The sequence below is a fragment of the Polaromonas sp. genome, from assembly GCF_035638815.1.
Taxonomy (GTDB): Bacteria; Pseudomonadota; Gammaproteobacteria; order Burkholderiales; family Burkholderiaceae_C; genus Polaromonas.
In genome coordinates this window covers 1-13,367 of the sequence record NZ_DASQZG010000008.1, presented here as the reverse complement: position 1 = coordinate 13,367, position 13,367 = coordinate 1, and the positions used below count along the sequence as shown (strand labels likewise).

15 protein-coding genes and 1 tRNA gene are annotated in these 13,367 nt (G+C 58.3%); 10 read left to right on the top strand and 6 right to left on the bottom strand.

Annotation, left to right across the window (positions count from 1 at the left end; genetic code table 11):
- Nucleotides 1–247 precede the first annotated feature (247 nt).
- Nucleotides 248–721 carry a CreA family protein gene (locus tag VE934_RS03325; protein ID WP_324884520.1) on the bottom strand — a complete coding sequence of 158 codons (474 nt, stop codon included), beginning with the start codon at nucleotides 719–721 and terminating at the stop codon, nucleotides 248–250.
- A gap of 122 nt (nucleotides 722–843) precedes the next feature.
- On the opposite strand from VE934_RS03325, the gene VE934_RS03320 reads away from it, so the two are divergent.
- Together VE934_RS03320 and VE934_RS03315 are read left to right on the top strand one after the other, a co-directional pair.
- Nucleotides 844–1,269, top strand: coding sequence for a hypothetical protein (locus tag VE934_RS03320; RefSeq protein WP_324884300.1), 426 nt, complete (start codon nucleotides 844–846; stop codon nucleotides 1,267–1,269).
- 20 nt (nucleotides 1,270–1,289) lie between these two features.
- Nucleotides 1,290–1,490: a hypothetical protein gene (locus tag VE934_RS03315; protein WP_324884298.1), complete on the top strand. Its 201-nt coding sequence runs from the start codon at nucleotides 1,290–1,292 to the stop codon at nucleotides 1,488–1,490.
- A gap of 12 nt (nucleotides 1,491–1,502) precedes the next feature.
- On the opposite strand, the gene VE934_RS03310 is transcribed toward VE934_RS03315, so the two are convergent.
- Nucleotides 1,503–1,649, bottom strand: a complete 147-nt coding sequence (locus tag VE934_RS03310; RefSeq protein ID WP_324884296.1) for a hypothetical protein — start codon at nucleotides 1,647–1,649, stop codon at nucleotides 1,503–1,505.
- Between the two features lie 260 nt (nucleotides 1,650–1,909).
- On the opposite strand from VE934_RS03310, the gene VE934_RS03305 reads away from it, so the two are divergent.
- Entirely contained in the window at nucleotides 1,910–2,509 is a 600-nt protein-coding gene (locus tag VE934_RS03305) for a DUF502 domain-containing protein (protein WP_324884294.1), read from the top strand.
- A gap of 103 nt (nucleotides 2,510–2,612) precedes the next feature.
- Here VE934_RS03305 and infA read toward each other — a convergent pair whose 3' ends face one another.
- The 4 genes from infA to VE934_RS03285 form a co-directional block, all read right to left on the bottom strand.
- Nucleotides 2,613–2,867, bottom strand: a complete 255-nt coding sequence (gene infA / locus VE934_RS03300; protein ID WP_324884292.1) for a translation initiation factor IF-1 — start codon at nucleotides 2,865–2,867, stop codon at nucleotides 2,613–2,615.
- A gap of 43 nt (nucleotides 2,868–2,910) precedes the next feature.
- Nucleotides 2,911–3,159, bottom strand: a complete 249-nt coding sequence (locus tag VE934_RS03295; protein ID WP_324884291.1) for a hypothetical protein — start codon at nucleotides 3,157–3,159, stop codon at nucleotides 2,911–2,913.
- A 376-nt stretch (nucleotides 3,160–3,535) separates the two neighbouring features.
- Nucleotides 3,536–4,519, bottom strand: a complete 984-nt coding sequence (locus VE934_RS03290) for a response regulator transcription factor (protein ID WP_324884289.1) — start codon at nucleotides 4,517–4,519, stop codon at nucleotides 3,536–3,538.
- Complete coding sequence (locus VE934_RS03285) at nucleotides 4,512–8,093, bottom strand: hybrid sensor histidine kinase/response regulator (protein WP_324884287.1); 3,582 nt, start codon at nucleotides 8,091–8,093, stop codon at nucleotides 4,512–4,514. Before VE934_RS03285 ends, VE934_RS03290 begins: the two co-directional genes overlap by 8 nt.
- 131 nt (nucleotides 8,094–8,224) lie before the next feature.
- Here VE934_RS03285 and VE934_RS03280 point away from each other — a divergent pair, with 131 nt between their 5' ends.
- The 7 genes from VE934_RS03280 to VE934_RS03250 all read left to right on the top strand — a co-directional run bounded on the left by VE934_RS03280 (nucleotide 8,225) and on the right by VE934_RS03250 (nucleotide 12,874).
- A complete protein-coding gene (locus VE934_RS03280; protein WP_324884285.1) occupies nucleotides 8,225–8,527 on the top strand; it encodes an urease subunit gamma in 303 nt (100 codons plus the stop codon).
- A 210-nt stretch (nucleotides 8,528–8,737) separates the two neighbouring features.
- Nucleotides 8,738–9,043, top strand: a complete 306-nt coding sequence (locus tag VE934_RS03275; RefSeq protein WP_324884282.1) for an urease subunit beta — start codon at nucleotides 8,738–8,740, stop codon at nucleotides 9,041–9,043.
- Entirely contained in the window at nucleotides 9,043–10,761 is a 1,719-nt protein-coding gene (gene ureC, locus VE934_RS03270; protein WP_324884281.1) for an urease subunit alpha, read from the top strand. Before VE934_RS03275 ends, ureC begins: the two co-directional genes overlap by 1 nt.
- Nucleotides 10,762–10,779: 18 nt before the next feature.
- Nucleotides 10,780–11,370 (top strand): urease accessory protein UreE, encoded by a 591-nt coding sequence (gene ureE, locus VE934_RS03265; RefSeq protein WP_324884279.1) that lies wholly within the window; start codon nucleotides 10,780–10,782, stop codon nucleotides 11,368–11,370.
- Nucleotides 11,367–12,065 carry an urease accessory protein UreF gene (locus VE934_RS03260; protein ID WP_324884277.1) on the top strand — a complete coding sequence of 233 codons (699 nt, stop codon included), beginning with the start codon at nucleotides 11,367–11,369 and terminating at the stop codon, nucleotides 12,063–12,065. Before ureE ends, VE934_RS03260 begins: the two co-directional genes overlap by 4 nt.
- On the top strand, nucleotides 12,062–12,718 hold the full coding sequence (gene ureG, locus VE934_RS03255; RefSeq protein ID WP_324884275.1) for an urease accessory protein UreG: 657 nt from the start codon (nucleotides 12,062–12,064) through the stop codon (nucleotides 12,716–12,718). The genes VE934_RS03260 and ureG overlap by 4 nt, the downstream gene beginning before the upstream one ends.
- Before the next feature lie 68 nt (nucleotides 12,719–12,786).
- Nucleotides 12,787–12,874, top strand: a tRNA-Ser gene (locus tag VE934_RS03250).
- Nucleotides 12,875–13,367: the final 493 nt, after the last annotated feature.

Below are 13,367 nucleotides of genomic sequence, written 5' to 3'. Positions count from 1 at the left end.
GGTGACTGCGGCAGTGTGTAAAAACCGGCTGCCTTCCACGTGCCCAGGGGGGTGTGCTTCATGCCTTGTCCGTATCCTTCTGGGCAGGTGTCGAGCGACCCGCGCAATTGCGTTTGCATTGCCCACTCCAGTGTGCGACGTTCGATGCAAATTTGTTATAGGGATAAGTCCCGTATTTGTGCAGGCTTTCCCCCACCTGCTGCGGCAAGTAGGCATGTTGCGTTTCCAACACAGTGCGCACTTGGGTTCAGGGTTGCATCAGGATCTTCGTGGCCCGGTCAACCGGGACCACCGAAATGCTGTTCTGGGGGGATCCCTCGATAAGCCGATCTGAATAGGTGAGATAAACCAGGGTATTGCGCGCCGGATCCACCATACGCACAATGCGGATCTTCTTGAAAATCAGGGAAATGCGCTCGCTGAAGACCTCCTCCTGCGCCTGCAAGGGCTTTTCAAAGGAGATGGGGCCAATCTGACGACAGGCAATCGAGGCCTCCGCCTTGTCCTCGGCCAGCCCGATGGCACCCTTGATGCCCCCCGTTTTCGCCCGCGAAACGTAGCATGTCACACCCTTGACCTTGGGATCGTCGTGGGCGTTGACCACGATCTTGTGGTCCGGTCCAATAAACTTGAAGACTGTATCCACCTCGCCGATTGGCTGTGCCTGCACGGCGGCCAGCATCCACGGCATCAACAGACATGGAACAAGACGGAGAATCATTTTCATAAGGCGCTTTCGGGTAGGTCAAATCGACATTCCAACATACCGATGCTTTCGGATGGATCTGAAACCACCATACCATCCAGCATGCATCATCGTTTCACTTTTCATCAGGATCTGAATTGAGAGCCTTTCTTCTTTTTGCCGCCCTTCTTGGCTGCATGCCTCTGCTGCAAGCTGCGGACGAAGCCAAAGCGACTTGGGGTGTACATCCGCTAACCGGAACATGGAGCTGGAGTTTGTTTGGCGGCAGTTGCACGGAGACCTACCAGTACCGCGCCAATCGCACGGTCCTCGCAACCAGTGGCCCGGAGGTTTCGGAAAAAAAATACGCAGTCGCCATGAGCCCCGACGAGCAGGGCTTTTACAAACTGGTGGAAACAGTGGTGAGGCAAAACGAAAAAGCTGACTGTTCAGGGGGTATCCCTGAAGGGCCCGGAGAGCAAACTACCCGGTATATCCAGTTCAGTCCGCAAAAGGACAAGCTGCTTGTTTGCGAGCAGGCTTCCTTGAAAGCCTGTTTCGGTCCCCTGCGGCGCGTCCCTTGATCCTGCAATAAGGCATCAGAATGAGAACAACAGGCACGATTTTCGGTGTGGTGTTGATACTGCTCGGCGTTATCTGGATGTTGCAAGGCATCAATATTTTGCCGGGCAGCTTCATGACGGGTCAGTTGCAATGGGCGCTGTATGGCGCAATTTGCAGCGGGGCGGGCGCTTGCATAGCGGTGTTTAGTCGCCGGCTGAAGCGCCCGCCGCCCGCATCCTAGTCAGGCAAGAAATCAGGCGTCTACCGGTCCAGCACGCCTGCGGCGTCGGGTCTGAGGCGCAACGACGGCACGCTCTTTTTGTTGCCGTTCAACGTACATTTTGTAGAGCTTTGCCGCCACTCCTGAAGTGACTGCCAGCGCGATGAATTTACGAATCATGCAGTCCTCCTAAAACACGCCAAACAACATCAGAAGGATGACGACGGTAATGGGGACGCCGAGTAGCCAAGCGATAACGGGCATTTGAATTCTCCTTGGTTGATAAGCCTTCACAGTAAAAAAACTCGCAGCACGCGATTGAAAGACTTGGGCCAATACACAAGTAGGGGCGCACCTACAGACAAGTCTGCACACCCAACACGTATTACTGCCATCAGGCCTGGTTATATTGAGACACCCCTCCCCCATTGAATGCCTCCATGAATAAACTGTATAAATACTTTTTTCGCGGGCTGATCACCATCCTGCCTGTGGCGCTGACGCTGTACGTTTTGTACGTTTTTCTGGCCTGGACAGAGTCTTTGGCGCTGTGGGCGTTGCGCCCGTTGATTGGCAGTTTTTATGTGCCGGGAATGGGACTTGTTTTTGGGGTTGCCGGGATCATTGCGATCGGCGTGCTGGTGTCGGAGCGCAGGGTCCGGGGCCTCCTGTCCATTGTCGAGCTACCCTTGACCAACCTGCCCGTCATCAAAAGCCTTTATTCGTCGCTCAAGAGTTTTGCCGACTATTTTTCGTCGACCGGTCAGTCGGATGCCCAGCAAGTGGTGATTCTGCGCATGCCCGGCAACGAGCTTGAAATTGTGGGACTGGTGACGCGGCGCAGTTTTGCAGACCTGCCAGCCGGTTTTTTGCCAGGGGAGCGTGTTGCGGTTTATCTGCCCATGGGCTACATGATCGGTGGTTACACCGTTTTTGTGCCGCTTGAATGGGTACAACCGATTGCGATGTCGGTTGAAGAAGCCATGCGCTCCTCACTGATCGCATGGATGGCCCGCCCGGCAGCAGCCAAAGCAGACTAAGGAACGTTCGCCTGAAAGCGGTTGCTATTGAATAAATAGCAGACTTCGCCCATAACTCATGGGCGAAGCGTCGATTTCATCATGAAACCGGCTTGGAAGACGCTTAATGCGACGGACGTGAGGGTCCGGGACCGCGGCCAGCGATGTGGCGGAAGGTAATGCGACCCTTGCTCAGGTCATAAGGCGACAGTTCCAGCGACACCTGATCGCCTGCCAGAATGCGGATATGGTTTTTACGCATCTTGCCGGAGGTGTAAGCCACCAGCTTGTGACCGTTGTCCAGCGTCACGCGAAAGCGCGAATCCGGCAGGACCTCGTTGACCAGTCCGTGCATTTCAATCAGTTCTTCTTTGGGCATATGAAAACTCCTGGAGATTGGGATGATAGTTTGAGTGTGTGACTCATGCGCAGGCGCAGGGGGTGGGCGCCGAGCGCTCGTGAATCCAGCCAAGCGCATGCTCGGTGGCGTAGTGCACGGCAGCGGCAGCGCTGTCAAAAAGCCCGGTGAAACGCAGCACGCGGTCATGCGTGGCGCTTCCGCGGCCAGAGCGAATCGAGACCGAAGCCTCGAAACGGCCTTCGCCCTGCGGCTTGGCCAAAGGTGAGACAAGGTACTTGCCCACCGCGATATTGGTGTGATCGATCGTCATAAAAATCCGGGCCGGGTATTTTTTCCCGGCTTGATAAAAAAGGGAAGTAAACGGCTTGCATGCAAGCCGGCTTGTGTTCGGTTGGTGCGGCCACGCCCGTTGGCGAAGGGCTGGGCTGCTTGAGCCTTGAGTGGGCACCCTTGGGATAGGTGCACGCTGGAATGGAACAGTGAATGAGGGGGTCAATGCTGTATGGGCACTGAAAACACTGTGAATTCGGGCTCCGGGAAGCGCCGCAATTGAGAGGGAGGCCAAGTGGTGGTGGGCTTCCGTGTAAAAAGCTGGAGCTTTACCGAAGCCCCTATTGTACCTGTTTGTTAGTTTTCGCTCTCGCAGCCGGATCACACCGGCAATTGCATCCCCCAAGGCGGTGTAGCTAGCCTTCGAATTGAGGGTGCAACTGACGAATCCGGCTCATGGCCATCCCTGCCGCGGCGGTGCGGGTCTCGACCCCCAGCTTGACAAATACGTGCTCAAGATGCTTTTTAACCGTCATCGGGCTGGTGCCGAGGATGTCGCCAATGTCCCGGTTGATCTTGCCCTTGACCACCCAATACAGCACCTCTGCCTCCCGTGCGGTCAATTTGAAGCTCAGGCCGATGGCCTGGATTACCGACTCCTCGGACTCCTCACGCATGATGATCAGCCAGTCACCGCCCCCTTCACTGTCTCCGGCCTGCTGGTGCAACCGGATGCTGAGGCGCCTGGCGCCCTGTGTTGCGTTGGGGCAGATCAGACGCGGCGGCTCGCTCTGGAGATTGGCGGTGGCAAGGCTTTGGCGCAACCATGTCAGCAGCGCTGACGGCGTCTGCGGCGCGCAGGTGCCAAAGTATTGCTGCAACAAATCCCGCGCCAGTGGTGTCTGCCACATCAGCTTGCCGTCACTCAAGCGCACGGTAATAGACGCATAACCAAAAGCATCCAGCGCATTGCGTGCCTGCCGTTTTTCACGCGCGCCCTGCAGATGCACCCCCATGCGCGCCAGCACTTCCTTCGGCTTGATCGGCTTGGTCACGTAGTCCACCCCGCCAGACTCCAGCGCGGCGACCAGGTATTCGGTCTCCGTCAGTCCGGTCATGAAGATGATCGGAATATGCGCCGTCTTCGGATCTGCTTTCAAACGCTTGGCTACCTCAAATCCATCCATCCCAGGCATCATGGCATCGAGCAACACGATGTCGGGCACAGCCTGCGTTGCACGCAGCAGTGCGGCCTCGCCATGGGTGGCCACCAGCACGGTGTAGCCGGACTCATCCAGTGCGTCGTGTAACACGGACAGGTTGTCCGGCACATCGTCGACGATCAGCACCACATCGCTGTTGGCGCGGTCAAGGGTTTGGGCCAAAGCGCGGTCATTCATGGGGCACCTGACTGAGTTGCTGACTCATGGCTTCAAACTGGAACTGGCGCGCCAGGCTGCGCATGTCTGCGGCGAAACCAGTGCTTTGCGGATTCGCTTTTTCGATGTCATCAAGCGTATTCATGATGCCGCGAAAGTAACCGAGGTTGACCACTTCGCGCAAGGCATCCAGTTGTGCCGCTGGCGGGTACACACGCGTCAGGGGCAACGCGGGCGCCGCAACGGGCGGCTGCGCCGGAGCCTGAAGCCACACCAGACATAGTCGACGCTCCAGCCAGTCGAGCAACTCACTGTGGCGTACTGGTTTGAGGATGAAGTCTTCCAGCAAAACTCCCACATCGTTGTCCAGCCCTTTGTCGAATGCATTGGCCGAAACGATGGCGATTTTGGCCCCCACGCTTGTCACTTTGTGTACTGCGCTGCCCCCCGGGGGGGCTTCCCCGCCTTGGGACGGCCCGGCGGCGGGGAGGCGCCCGGACTGCTCTAGGGCCCGCACGCGGCGTATGGTTTCCCACCCATCAATTCCCGGCATGGCGAGGTCCATCAGAATCGCTTCGGGCTGGTACCCGGCTGTCAGCAAATCGAGGCAATCGTGACCGCTGGCTGCAGTTCGTAATTCAAAACCCAGAGGCTGCAAAACATTACCCAGCAACTCGCGGTCGGCTTCCTCGTTGTCCACTACCAGAATGCGTCTGCGCGGCCCGGCGTAGCCGTGTCGGGTTTTGTGAACGCGGGATGCAGCCACCGGATAAGGCGTACCCGGCACGATCCGCACCTCTGGCAAAAAGAGCTTGACCCGAAAAACCGAACCAACATCTGGGGTACTGTTCACGGTCAATTCACCACCCATCAAGTCGGTCAACATCTTGGCAATCGTCAGGCCCAGGCCGGCGCCGGGCGCGGCCGGACCTGGGGTGGCGGCGCGGGTAAAGGGCTCAAAAATTCGTTCAATCTCCTGCGCAGACAAACCCGGGCCAGTGTCTTCAATCTCGATGCTGGCCATTTCCCGCGCGTACTTCAGGCGCAGACTGATGCGGCCAGCGGACGTGAACTTGATGGCGTTGCCAAGCAGGTTGATCAGGATTTGCCGCACACGTTTCTCATCAGCACGCACCACCACTGGCATGACGCCATCGGACTCAAACTTGAAGGCCAGTCCCTTGGCCTGCGCTTCCAGTTCGAACATGCCCACAATCTCCTGCACGAACTCCGCAAAGTGCATGGGCTTGACGTTGAGCGTTAATTTGCCACTCTCAATTCGCGCAATATCCAGCGTGCCTTCAATCAAGGTGAGCAAGTGCTCGCCGCCGCGTTTGATGACGCCGACGGCCTGCTGACGATGCGCTGGAATGGATGCGTCTTCGCCCATCAATTGCGCGTATCCCAGAATGCTGTTGAGCGGAGTGCGCAGCTCATGGCTGATGGCGCTGATGTATCGGCTTTTGGCCTGGTTGGCCAGATCTGCCACGCGTTTGGCCTGTTGCAACGCCTCGTCGGTCTGGCGGTGCGAGTCGATTTCTTTCATCAACAAATGTGTCTGCCGGTTGGATTCTTCCTGCGCAACTTGCCGGCTCTTGTGCGCAAGCACCAGCCACCAGGCCACCATGCCGGCAATCACCAGGAGCGCCATGTAGGCCTTCAGAAAGCCAGAACGCAACGCAGATTCCGAGGCCGCCTGTAGCTCCAGTAAAGCGCGCATTTCCTGGTGGTACAGCAGGCCGAACACACTGGCCAGCAACGGAACGATGACCAGCATCAGGAGCAGAAAATGCCCGAGCCCGGTGTCCAGATAAGGCCAGATGCGGCGTGGCAACAGCCAGCGCAAAGTAGCGGACCACTGTGCAGACAGGCTGGCCTGGGGTTTGCACAAGTCACCGCAGCGCGCATCGAGCGTGCAACACAGTGAACAGATCGGCCCCTGGTAAGCCGGGCAATGGGCCATGTCCGGCCCTTCGTAGTCACGCTCGCAGATCACACAGCGTCTGAGTACATAGGGCTTGTAATTTCCCTGGGCGTCGGTCTCCGGCGCTTCGGCCTGGCGCGCAATGTAGTAGCGCCCTTTCGTAGCCCAGGCGATCAGCGGCGCGGTCACGAAAGCAGTACCCAGCGCAATCACCGCTGAAAAAGCCTGTGCAGTACGGCCAAACAAACCCAGATGGGCGCTGACCGACAGTAGCGAGGCCAGAGCCATAGCGCCTACGCCTACCGGGTTGATGTCATACAGATGCGCGCGCTTGAACTCGATACCCTTGGGCGACAGACCCAGCGGTTTGCTGATAACCAGGTCGGCCACGACGGCCATCATCCATGCGATCGCGATGTTTGAAAACAGCCCCAGCACATCTCCCAGTGCCTGAAAGACATTCATCTCCATCAGCATGAAGGCAATGAGGGTGTTGAACACCACCCACACCACCCGACCAGGGTGGCTGTGCGTCAGGCGCGAGAAAAAATTGGACCACGCCAACGAGCCGGCGTAGGCGTTGGTCACATTGATCTTGAGCTGCGAAATCACTACAAACAGCGCGGTAGCCGCCACCGCCCAGCCGTAATGCGGAAACACATATTCATAGGCAGCCAGGTACATCTGGTTGGGGTCTACCGCACGGTCCAGGGGCACCATGGCCTTGATCGCCAGGTAGGCCAGACATGCGCCGCCCAGCATTTTGAGAACACCCAAAACAACCCAGCCCGGTCCACCCGCCAGCACACCCAGCCACCAGCGCCGGCGGTTGGCTGAGGTCTTAACGGGCATGAAGCGCAAATAGTCGGCCTGCTCCCCCATTTGGGTAATCAGGGCGATTCCGACCGTTAATGCGGCACCAAACAAGTGCAAATCAAACCCCGATCCGACTCCCTTTTCACCTTTGTAGTGCGTTAGTCCAGAAAATGCACCGGGATCGCGAACGACGACATAGACGAAAGGAACAATCAACATGATCAGCCACAAAGGCTGGGTCCATATCTGAAGCCGGCTGATGACCGACACGCCGTGAGTCACCAATGGAATCACCACCAAGGCGCAAATCAGGTAGCCCCAACTGGGCGGTATGCCCAGCGCCAGCTCAAGCGCATACGCCATCACCGCAGCTTCCAGCGCAAAAAAGATGAAGGTGAAGGAGGCGTAGATCAACGAGGTCAGCGTCGAGCCGATGTAACCGAACCCGGCACCGCGCGTCAGCAAATCCATGTCCAGGCCGTACCGGGCTGCGTAAATGCTGATGGGTAGCCCGGCCATGAAGATGATGAGGCCGGTGGCCACGATGGCCCAGAAGGCATTGGTAAAACCGTACTGCACCAGCAAGGTGGCGCCCACCGCTTCCAGAATCAGGAACGAGGCGGCGCCGAAGGCGGTGTTGGCCACGCGCCATTCAGACCACTTGCGAAACCGCTGGGGCGTAAAACGCAGGGCGTAATCTTCCATGGTCTCGCTGGCCACCCAGCTGTTGTAGTCACGCCGGACCTTGATGACGCGCTGAACCGGCGCTTCGGCTTGAGCCGCCAACGGCGCAGCCGGCGCCCAGGGCGGCACGGGCTGGTCCTGCGTTGGGAGGGGCGTAGATGCGGCGTCCATGAAAAAGGTGTCAATACGTCATAAGGGGTAGAACGCTGCAAGTGCAGATTCCATGCCACAGGTATGTCCAGGCGCTTAGCCCGCGGCGATTCTTGTGGCACCATCCTTGCTGCCCCGACCCCGGAGACACCATGGAACTGACCCCCCGAGAAAAAGACAAGCTGCTGATTTTCACGGCTGCCCTGCTGGCGGAAAGACGCCAGGCCAGGGGCCTGAAACTCAACTATCCCGAGGCTATCGCTATGATCAGCGCCGCCGTGATGGAGGGTGCGCGCGATGGCAAAACCGTTGCGCAACTGATGAGCGAGGGCCGGACCATATTGACGCGCGCCGATGTGATGGACGGCATCCCCGAGCTGATCCCTGACATCCAGGTCGAGGCCACCTTTCCTGACGGCACCAAGCTCGTCACCGTGCACCAGCCCATTGTTTGACCACTCTCCCCAGCTGCATCATGAAAACAAATACTCCTAGATTTATAGCAGTCTTCGCCCTACCTACATGGGCGGGTGCCGCTTTTGGTCATGAAGGCCATTTGATGGCGGGCGCCCATTGGCACGCCACCGACGCTTGGGGTTTTGTCGCACTGGGCGTGCTGATTGCCCTTGCACTCTGGTTTTCAAACAACGACAAGTGAGGCGGCAATGATTCCAGGCGAGATGTTTACCGACGGCCCCGACCATGTGCTGAACGCCGGGCGCCGCACCCTGGCCGTGGTGGTGCAAAACACGGCTGACCGGCCCATCCAGGTTGGCTCGCACTACCACTTTGCCGAAACCAATGGTGCACTGGAATTTGACCGTAGCGCTGCGCGCGGCATGCGTTTGAACATTGCGTCGGGCACGGCGGTGCGCTTTGAGCCGGGCCAGCAGCGCACCGTTGAGCTGGTGGACTATGCGGGTGAGCGTTTGGTCTATGGCTTTCGCGGCCAGGTTCAAGGAGCTGTCTGATGGCCACCATAGGGCGACGTGCGTATGCCGAAATGTTTGGTCCCACGGTGGGTGACCGTATTCGGTTAGCCGATACCGAGCTCCAGATAGAAGTTGAAGCCGACTACACGCTGCGCGCGGGCAGCTACGGCGAGGAGGTCAAATTCGGCGGCGGCAAGACCATTCGCGACGGCATGGCCCAGTCGCAAAAAACACGGGCCGAGGGCGCAATGGACTGCGTAATGACCAACGCCCTCATCATTGACCACTGGGGCATCGTCAAAGCAGACATCGGCCTCAAGGGCGGACGCATTGCCGCCATCGGCAAGGCCGGCAACCCCGACACCCAGCCCGGTGTGGACATGATCATTGGCCCCGGCACAGAGATCATCAGCTGCGAAGGCATGATCGTCACGGCTGGCGGCATTGACTCGCACATCCATTTCATTTGCCCACAGCAGATTGACGAAGCGCTGACCTCGGGGGTAACCACCATGCTGGGCGGAGGCACCGGCCCGGCCACTGGCACCTTTGCCACAACCTGCACACCTGGTCCCTGGAACATTGAGCGCATGCTGCAAGCGGCAGACGCTTTCCCGATGAACCTGGGTTTTCTCGGCAAAGGCAATGCCAGTCTGCCGGCCGCGCTGCACGAGCAAATCGATGCCGGCGTCATAGGCCTGAAGTTGCATGAAGACTGGGGCACTACCCCAGCCGCCATCAGCAATTGCCTGGACGTCGCAGACGAAACGGATACGCAGGTGGCCATCCACAGCGACACGCTCAACGAATCGGGTTTTGTGGAAAACACCATTGCGGCAACCAAGGGCCGCACGCTGTGCGCCTTCCACACCGAAGGCGCAGGGGGTGGCCATGCGCCTGACATCCTGAAGGTGGTGGGAGAGCAAAACTTTTTGCCTTCGTCGACCAACCCGACCATGCCCTACACCGTCAACACGCTGGACGAGCACGTCGACATGCTGATGGTCTGCCACCATCTGGATCCGGCCATCGCTGAGGACCTGGCGTTCGCTGAAAGCCGCATCCGCAAGGAGACCATCGCCGCTGAAGACGTGCTGCACGACCTGGGCGCGATCAGCATGATGAGCAGCGACAGCCAGGCCATGGGCCGCGTGGGGGAAGTCATTATCAGGACCTGGCAGACCGCGCACAAAATGATGGTGCAACGGGGCAAGCTGCCGGGCGACACCGAACGCAACGACAACTTCCGCACCAAGCGCTACATCAGCAAATACACCATCAACCCCGCGATTGCCCACGGTATCTCACATGAAGTCGGTTCTATCGAGCAAGGCAAATGGGCTGACATGGTGGTCTGGAAGCCTGCTTTCTTTGGCATCAAGCCAGCCCTGATTCTCAAAGGCGGATTTATCGCCATGGCGGCGATGGGTGATCCGAATGCATCGATCCCAACTCCCCAGCCGGTGCACTACAGGCCCATGTTCGGTGGCTTTGGCAGCGCCATCGCGCGCGGCTCATTAACCTTTGTGTCGCAGGCCGGCATGGCAGCGGGCGTGAAGGAGAAATTCGGCTTGGCCAAAACACTGGCCGCCGTCAAAAACATACGCGGCGTCCAAAAGCGGCACATGGTTCTCAATGACTACGCGCCCAAGATGGAAGTCAACGCACAAACCTACGCCGTGCGGGCAGACGGTGAGCTGCTGACCTGCGAGCCCGCTACCAGCCTGCCAATGACACAACGCTACTTTCTTTTCTAAGCCCTAAGTCCTTCTCTCATGCTTCAAGTTTCCAAAATCATGCCTCAGGGCGCGGGCCTCGCGCCCGTGCTTCTCAAGCGGGCATCCACCGTCGAACTTGATTGGGACGTACGCCAAAAAAGCCGCTTCGACGCCACCGACTCGCTGGGCCGCCAGCTCGGCGTGTTCTTGCCACGGGGCACATTGGTGCGTGGGGGTGACGTGCTTGTGGCTGAAGACGGCAGCCTGATCAAGGTCATCGCAGCGCCGCAGGTTGTCCTGCGCATTGCCGCTTGCACCGACCATGGCACCGCGTTTGACCTCACCCGGGCCGCTTACCATCTGGGCAACCGGCATGTGCCTATTGAGCTGAAACCGGATCACCTGAAGATTGAACCCGATCATGTGCTGGCCGATCTGCTGCGCTCCATGCATCTGATCGTCAGTGAGGTGAGCGAAGCGTTTGAACCGGAAGGTGGCGCCTACAGCGCTGGCGCCCACAGCCATGCACCCGCATCCGCTACGCCCCATGTACATGGTCCGGACTGCGATCACGATCACGGCCATTCGCATGCTGAAGCGCAGCCTGTAGTGATCCAGATTCACAAACACAAACCACACAGCCATTGAGCGCGACCACCCAGTCCTTGCCCGCTGCAAGCCTGTTGCAACTCATCTGGCTGGCCTCTCCGGCACTGCCCGTGGGCGGGTTTTCGTATTCCGAAGGGCTGGAAGCTGCTGTTGATTGCGCGGGTGTGAGCACGGAGGAGGCAGCTGCGAACTGGCTGAGCGATCAATTGCATTTGAGTCTGGCGCGCGGCGACCTGGCTGTGATTGCGCAGGCCATCCCGGCATGGCGTAACGCGGACATCAGCCGCGTGAAGGCGCTCAACGACTGGGTGGTGCAAACGCGCGAGACAAGCGAAATGCGGTTGCAGACCGAGCAAATGGGACGTTCATTGCTTGATTGGCTACGCAACCACAACAGCATCAGCCCGGCTCATCTTGATGTTTGCGCAGCCTTGCCGCCCACCTACCCCGTTGCCTTCGCACTTGCCGCTTCGCCCCTTGCTGCGGGGGTGCCTGACTGCCTGAGCGCCTATGCCTTTGGCTGGGCCGAAAACATGATGCAGGCCGCGCTCAAATCTGTTCCGCTGGGTCAAAGCGCCGGTCAGCGCATACTCGCGCGACTGGCTGCGGAAATTCCGGCAGCCATTGCAGAAGCGATGGCACTTTCAGACGCAGAACGCCAGGCGTTTTCTTCCATGCTGGCGATTCTTTCTTCGCAGCACGAAACCCAATATTCAAGGTTATTCCGCTCATGAGCATGCACCACATCGCCAATCGCACCAAAAAACTTCCACCACTGCGCGTTGGCATAGGGGGCCCCGTCGGTTCAGGCAAAACAACACTGCTTGAAATGTTGTGCAAAGCCATGAAGCAAAAGTACGACCTCGTGGCGATCACCAACGACATCTACACCAAAGAAGACCAGCGCCTGCTGACCGTCAGCGGCGCGCTGGACGCCGAACGAATCATGGGTGTAGAGACAGGCGGTTGCCCGCACACCGCCATCCGTGAAGACGCCTCCATCAACCTGGAGGCGATTGACCGCATGCTGGTGGATTTTCCGAACGCCGACGTGGTGTTTATTGAATCCGGCGGCGACAACCTTGCGGCCACCTTCAGCCCCGAGCTCAGCGACCTGACCATCTATGTAATTGACGTTGCAGCGGGCGAAAAGATACCCCGCAAGGGGGGCCCCGGCATCACCAAAAGCGACCTGTTCGTTATCAACAAGACTGACCTGGCCCCCTATGTGGGCGCCGATCTGGGCGTCATGGAAACCGACACCATTCGCATGCGAACCACCCCAAAAGGGCTCAAGCCCTTTGTCATGACCAACCTGAAAACGAATTCCGGCCTGGCTGAAGTCATTGCGTTTATAGAGACCAAAGGCATGTTAACCGCCGCGTAAAAGCGTATTTTTGGTCCGCTGATCAAAGGCTTGCCAAAGCAGCCGCTAAAATAGCGGTCTACGAACCAGGAAGCGTGGCAGAGTGGTCGATTGCACCGGTCTTGAAAACCGGCGATGGGAAACTATCCGTGAGTTCGAATCTCACCGCTTCCGCCAGAACCTCATCATCTTTAGGAAGCTCGATAGATCAGGGCGTCCCGCCTATCTAGTGTGACGCGTGGGCACTAAGTGATATTGCGTTCGCTTGCGACAGTAGTTCGGGCTACAGCTTCCAAGCATCGTAGTTTCCGCTGTTTTACCCTCGCGAAAGCCAAAGTGCTCCACCCGAACCACACTCTTAGCCCTACCCGTTAGCTATAGCAGCTCACAACTTAACATCCGCGCGACCCATGCGTTGTTGAGGAAATAAAGTACCAAGCAACTACTGTTGATCGTATGAGAGGCAGCGTTCACCTGCGATTACTGAGCGCTCTGAGGGGGACGAGCTACCGTCCCAGCAGAGCACGACTGGACTTGACCCGTTTCAATAGACACCTGATAAGGTCGAAATTGAAGAGGAGAGAAAGTCATGAAGAGATTGAGCTACACAGCCGAATTCAAGGCTGAGGCAGTCAAACAAGTCATTGAACGGGGCCACGGCGTAGTGGAA

Coding starts and splice junctions, on each gene's coding strand:
- VE934_RS03325 (WP_324884520.1), bottom strand. CDS start 721: ATGATTCTCCGTCTTGTTCCATGTCTGTTGATGCCGTGGATGCTGGCC.
- VE934_RS03315 (WP_324884298.1), top strand. CDS start 1,290: ATGAGAACAACAGGCACGATTTTCGGTGTGGTGTTGATACTGCTCGGC.
- VE934_RS03310 (WP_324884296.1), bottom strand. CDS start 1,649: ATGATTCGTAAATTCATCGCGCTGGCAGTCACTTCAGGAGTGGCGGCA.
- VE934_RS03305 (WP_324884294.1), top strand. CDS start 1,910: ATGAATAAACTGTATAAATACTTTTTTCGCGGGCTGATCACCATCCTG.
- infA (WP_324884292.1), bottom strand. CDS start 2,867: ATGCCCAAAGAAGAACTGATTGAAATGCACGGACTGGTCAACGAGGTC.
- VE934_RS03295 (WP_324884291.1), bottom strand. CDS start 3,159: ATGACGATCGATCACACCAATATCGCGGTGGGCAAGTACCTTGTCTCA.
- VE934_RS03290 (WP_324884289.1), bottom strand. CDS start 4,519: ATGAATGACCGCGCTTTGGCCCAAACCCTTGACCGCGCCAACAGCGAT.
- VE934_RS03285 (WP_324884287.1), bottom strand. CDS start 8,093: ATGGACGCCGCATCTACGCCCCTCCCAACGCAGGACCAGCCCGTGCCG.
- VE934_RS03280 (WP_324884285.1), top strand. CDS start 8,225: ATGGAACTGACCCCCCGAGAAAAAGACAAGCTGCTGATTTTCACGGCT.
- VE934_RS03275 (WP_324884282.1), top strand. CDS start 8,738: ATGATTCCAGGCGAGATGTTTACCGACGGCCCCGACCATGTGCTGAAC.
- ureC (WP_324884281.1), top strand. CDS start 9,043: ATGGCCACCATAGGGCGACGTGCGTATGCCGAAATGTTTGGTCCCACG.
- ureE (WP_324884279.1), top strand. CDS start 10,780: ATGCTTCAAGTTTCCAAAATCATGCCTCAGGGCGCGGGCCTCGCGCCC.
- ureG (WP_324884275.1), top strand. CDS start 12,062: ATGAGCATGCACCACATCGCCAATCGCACCAAAAAACTTCCACCACTG.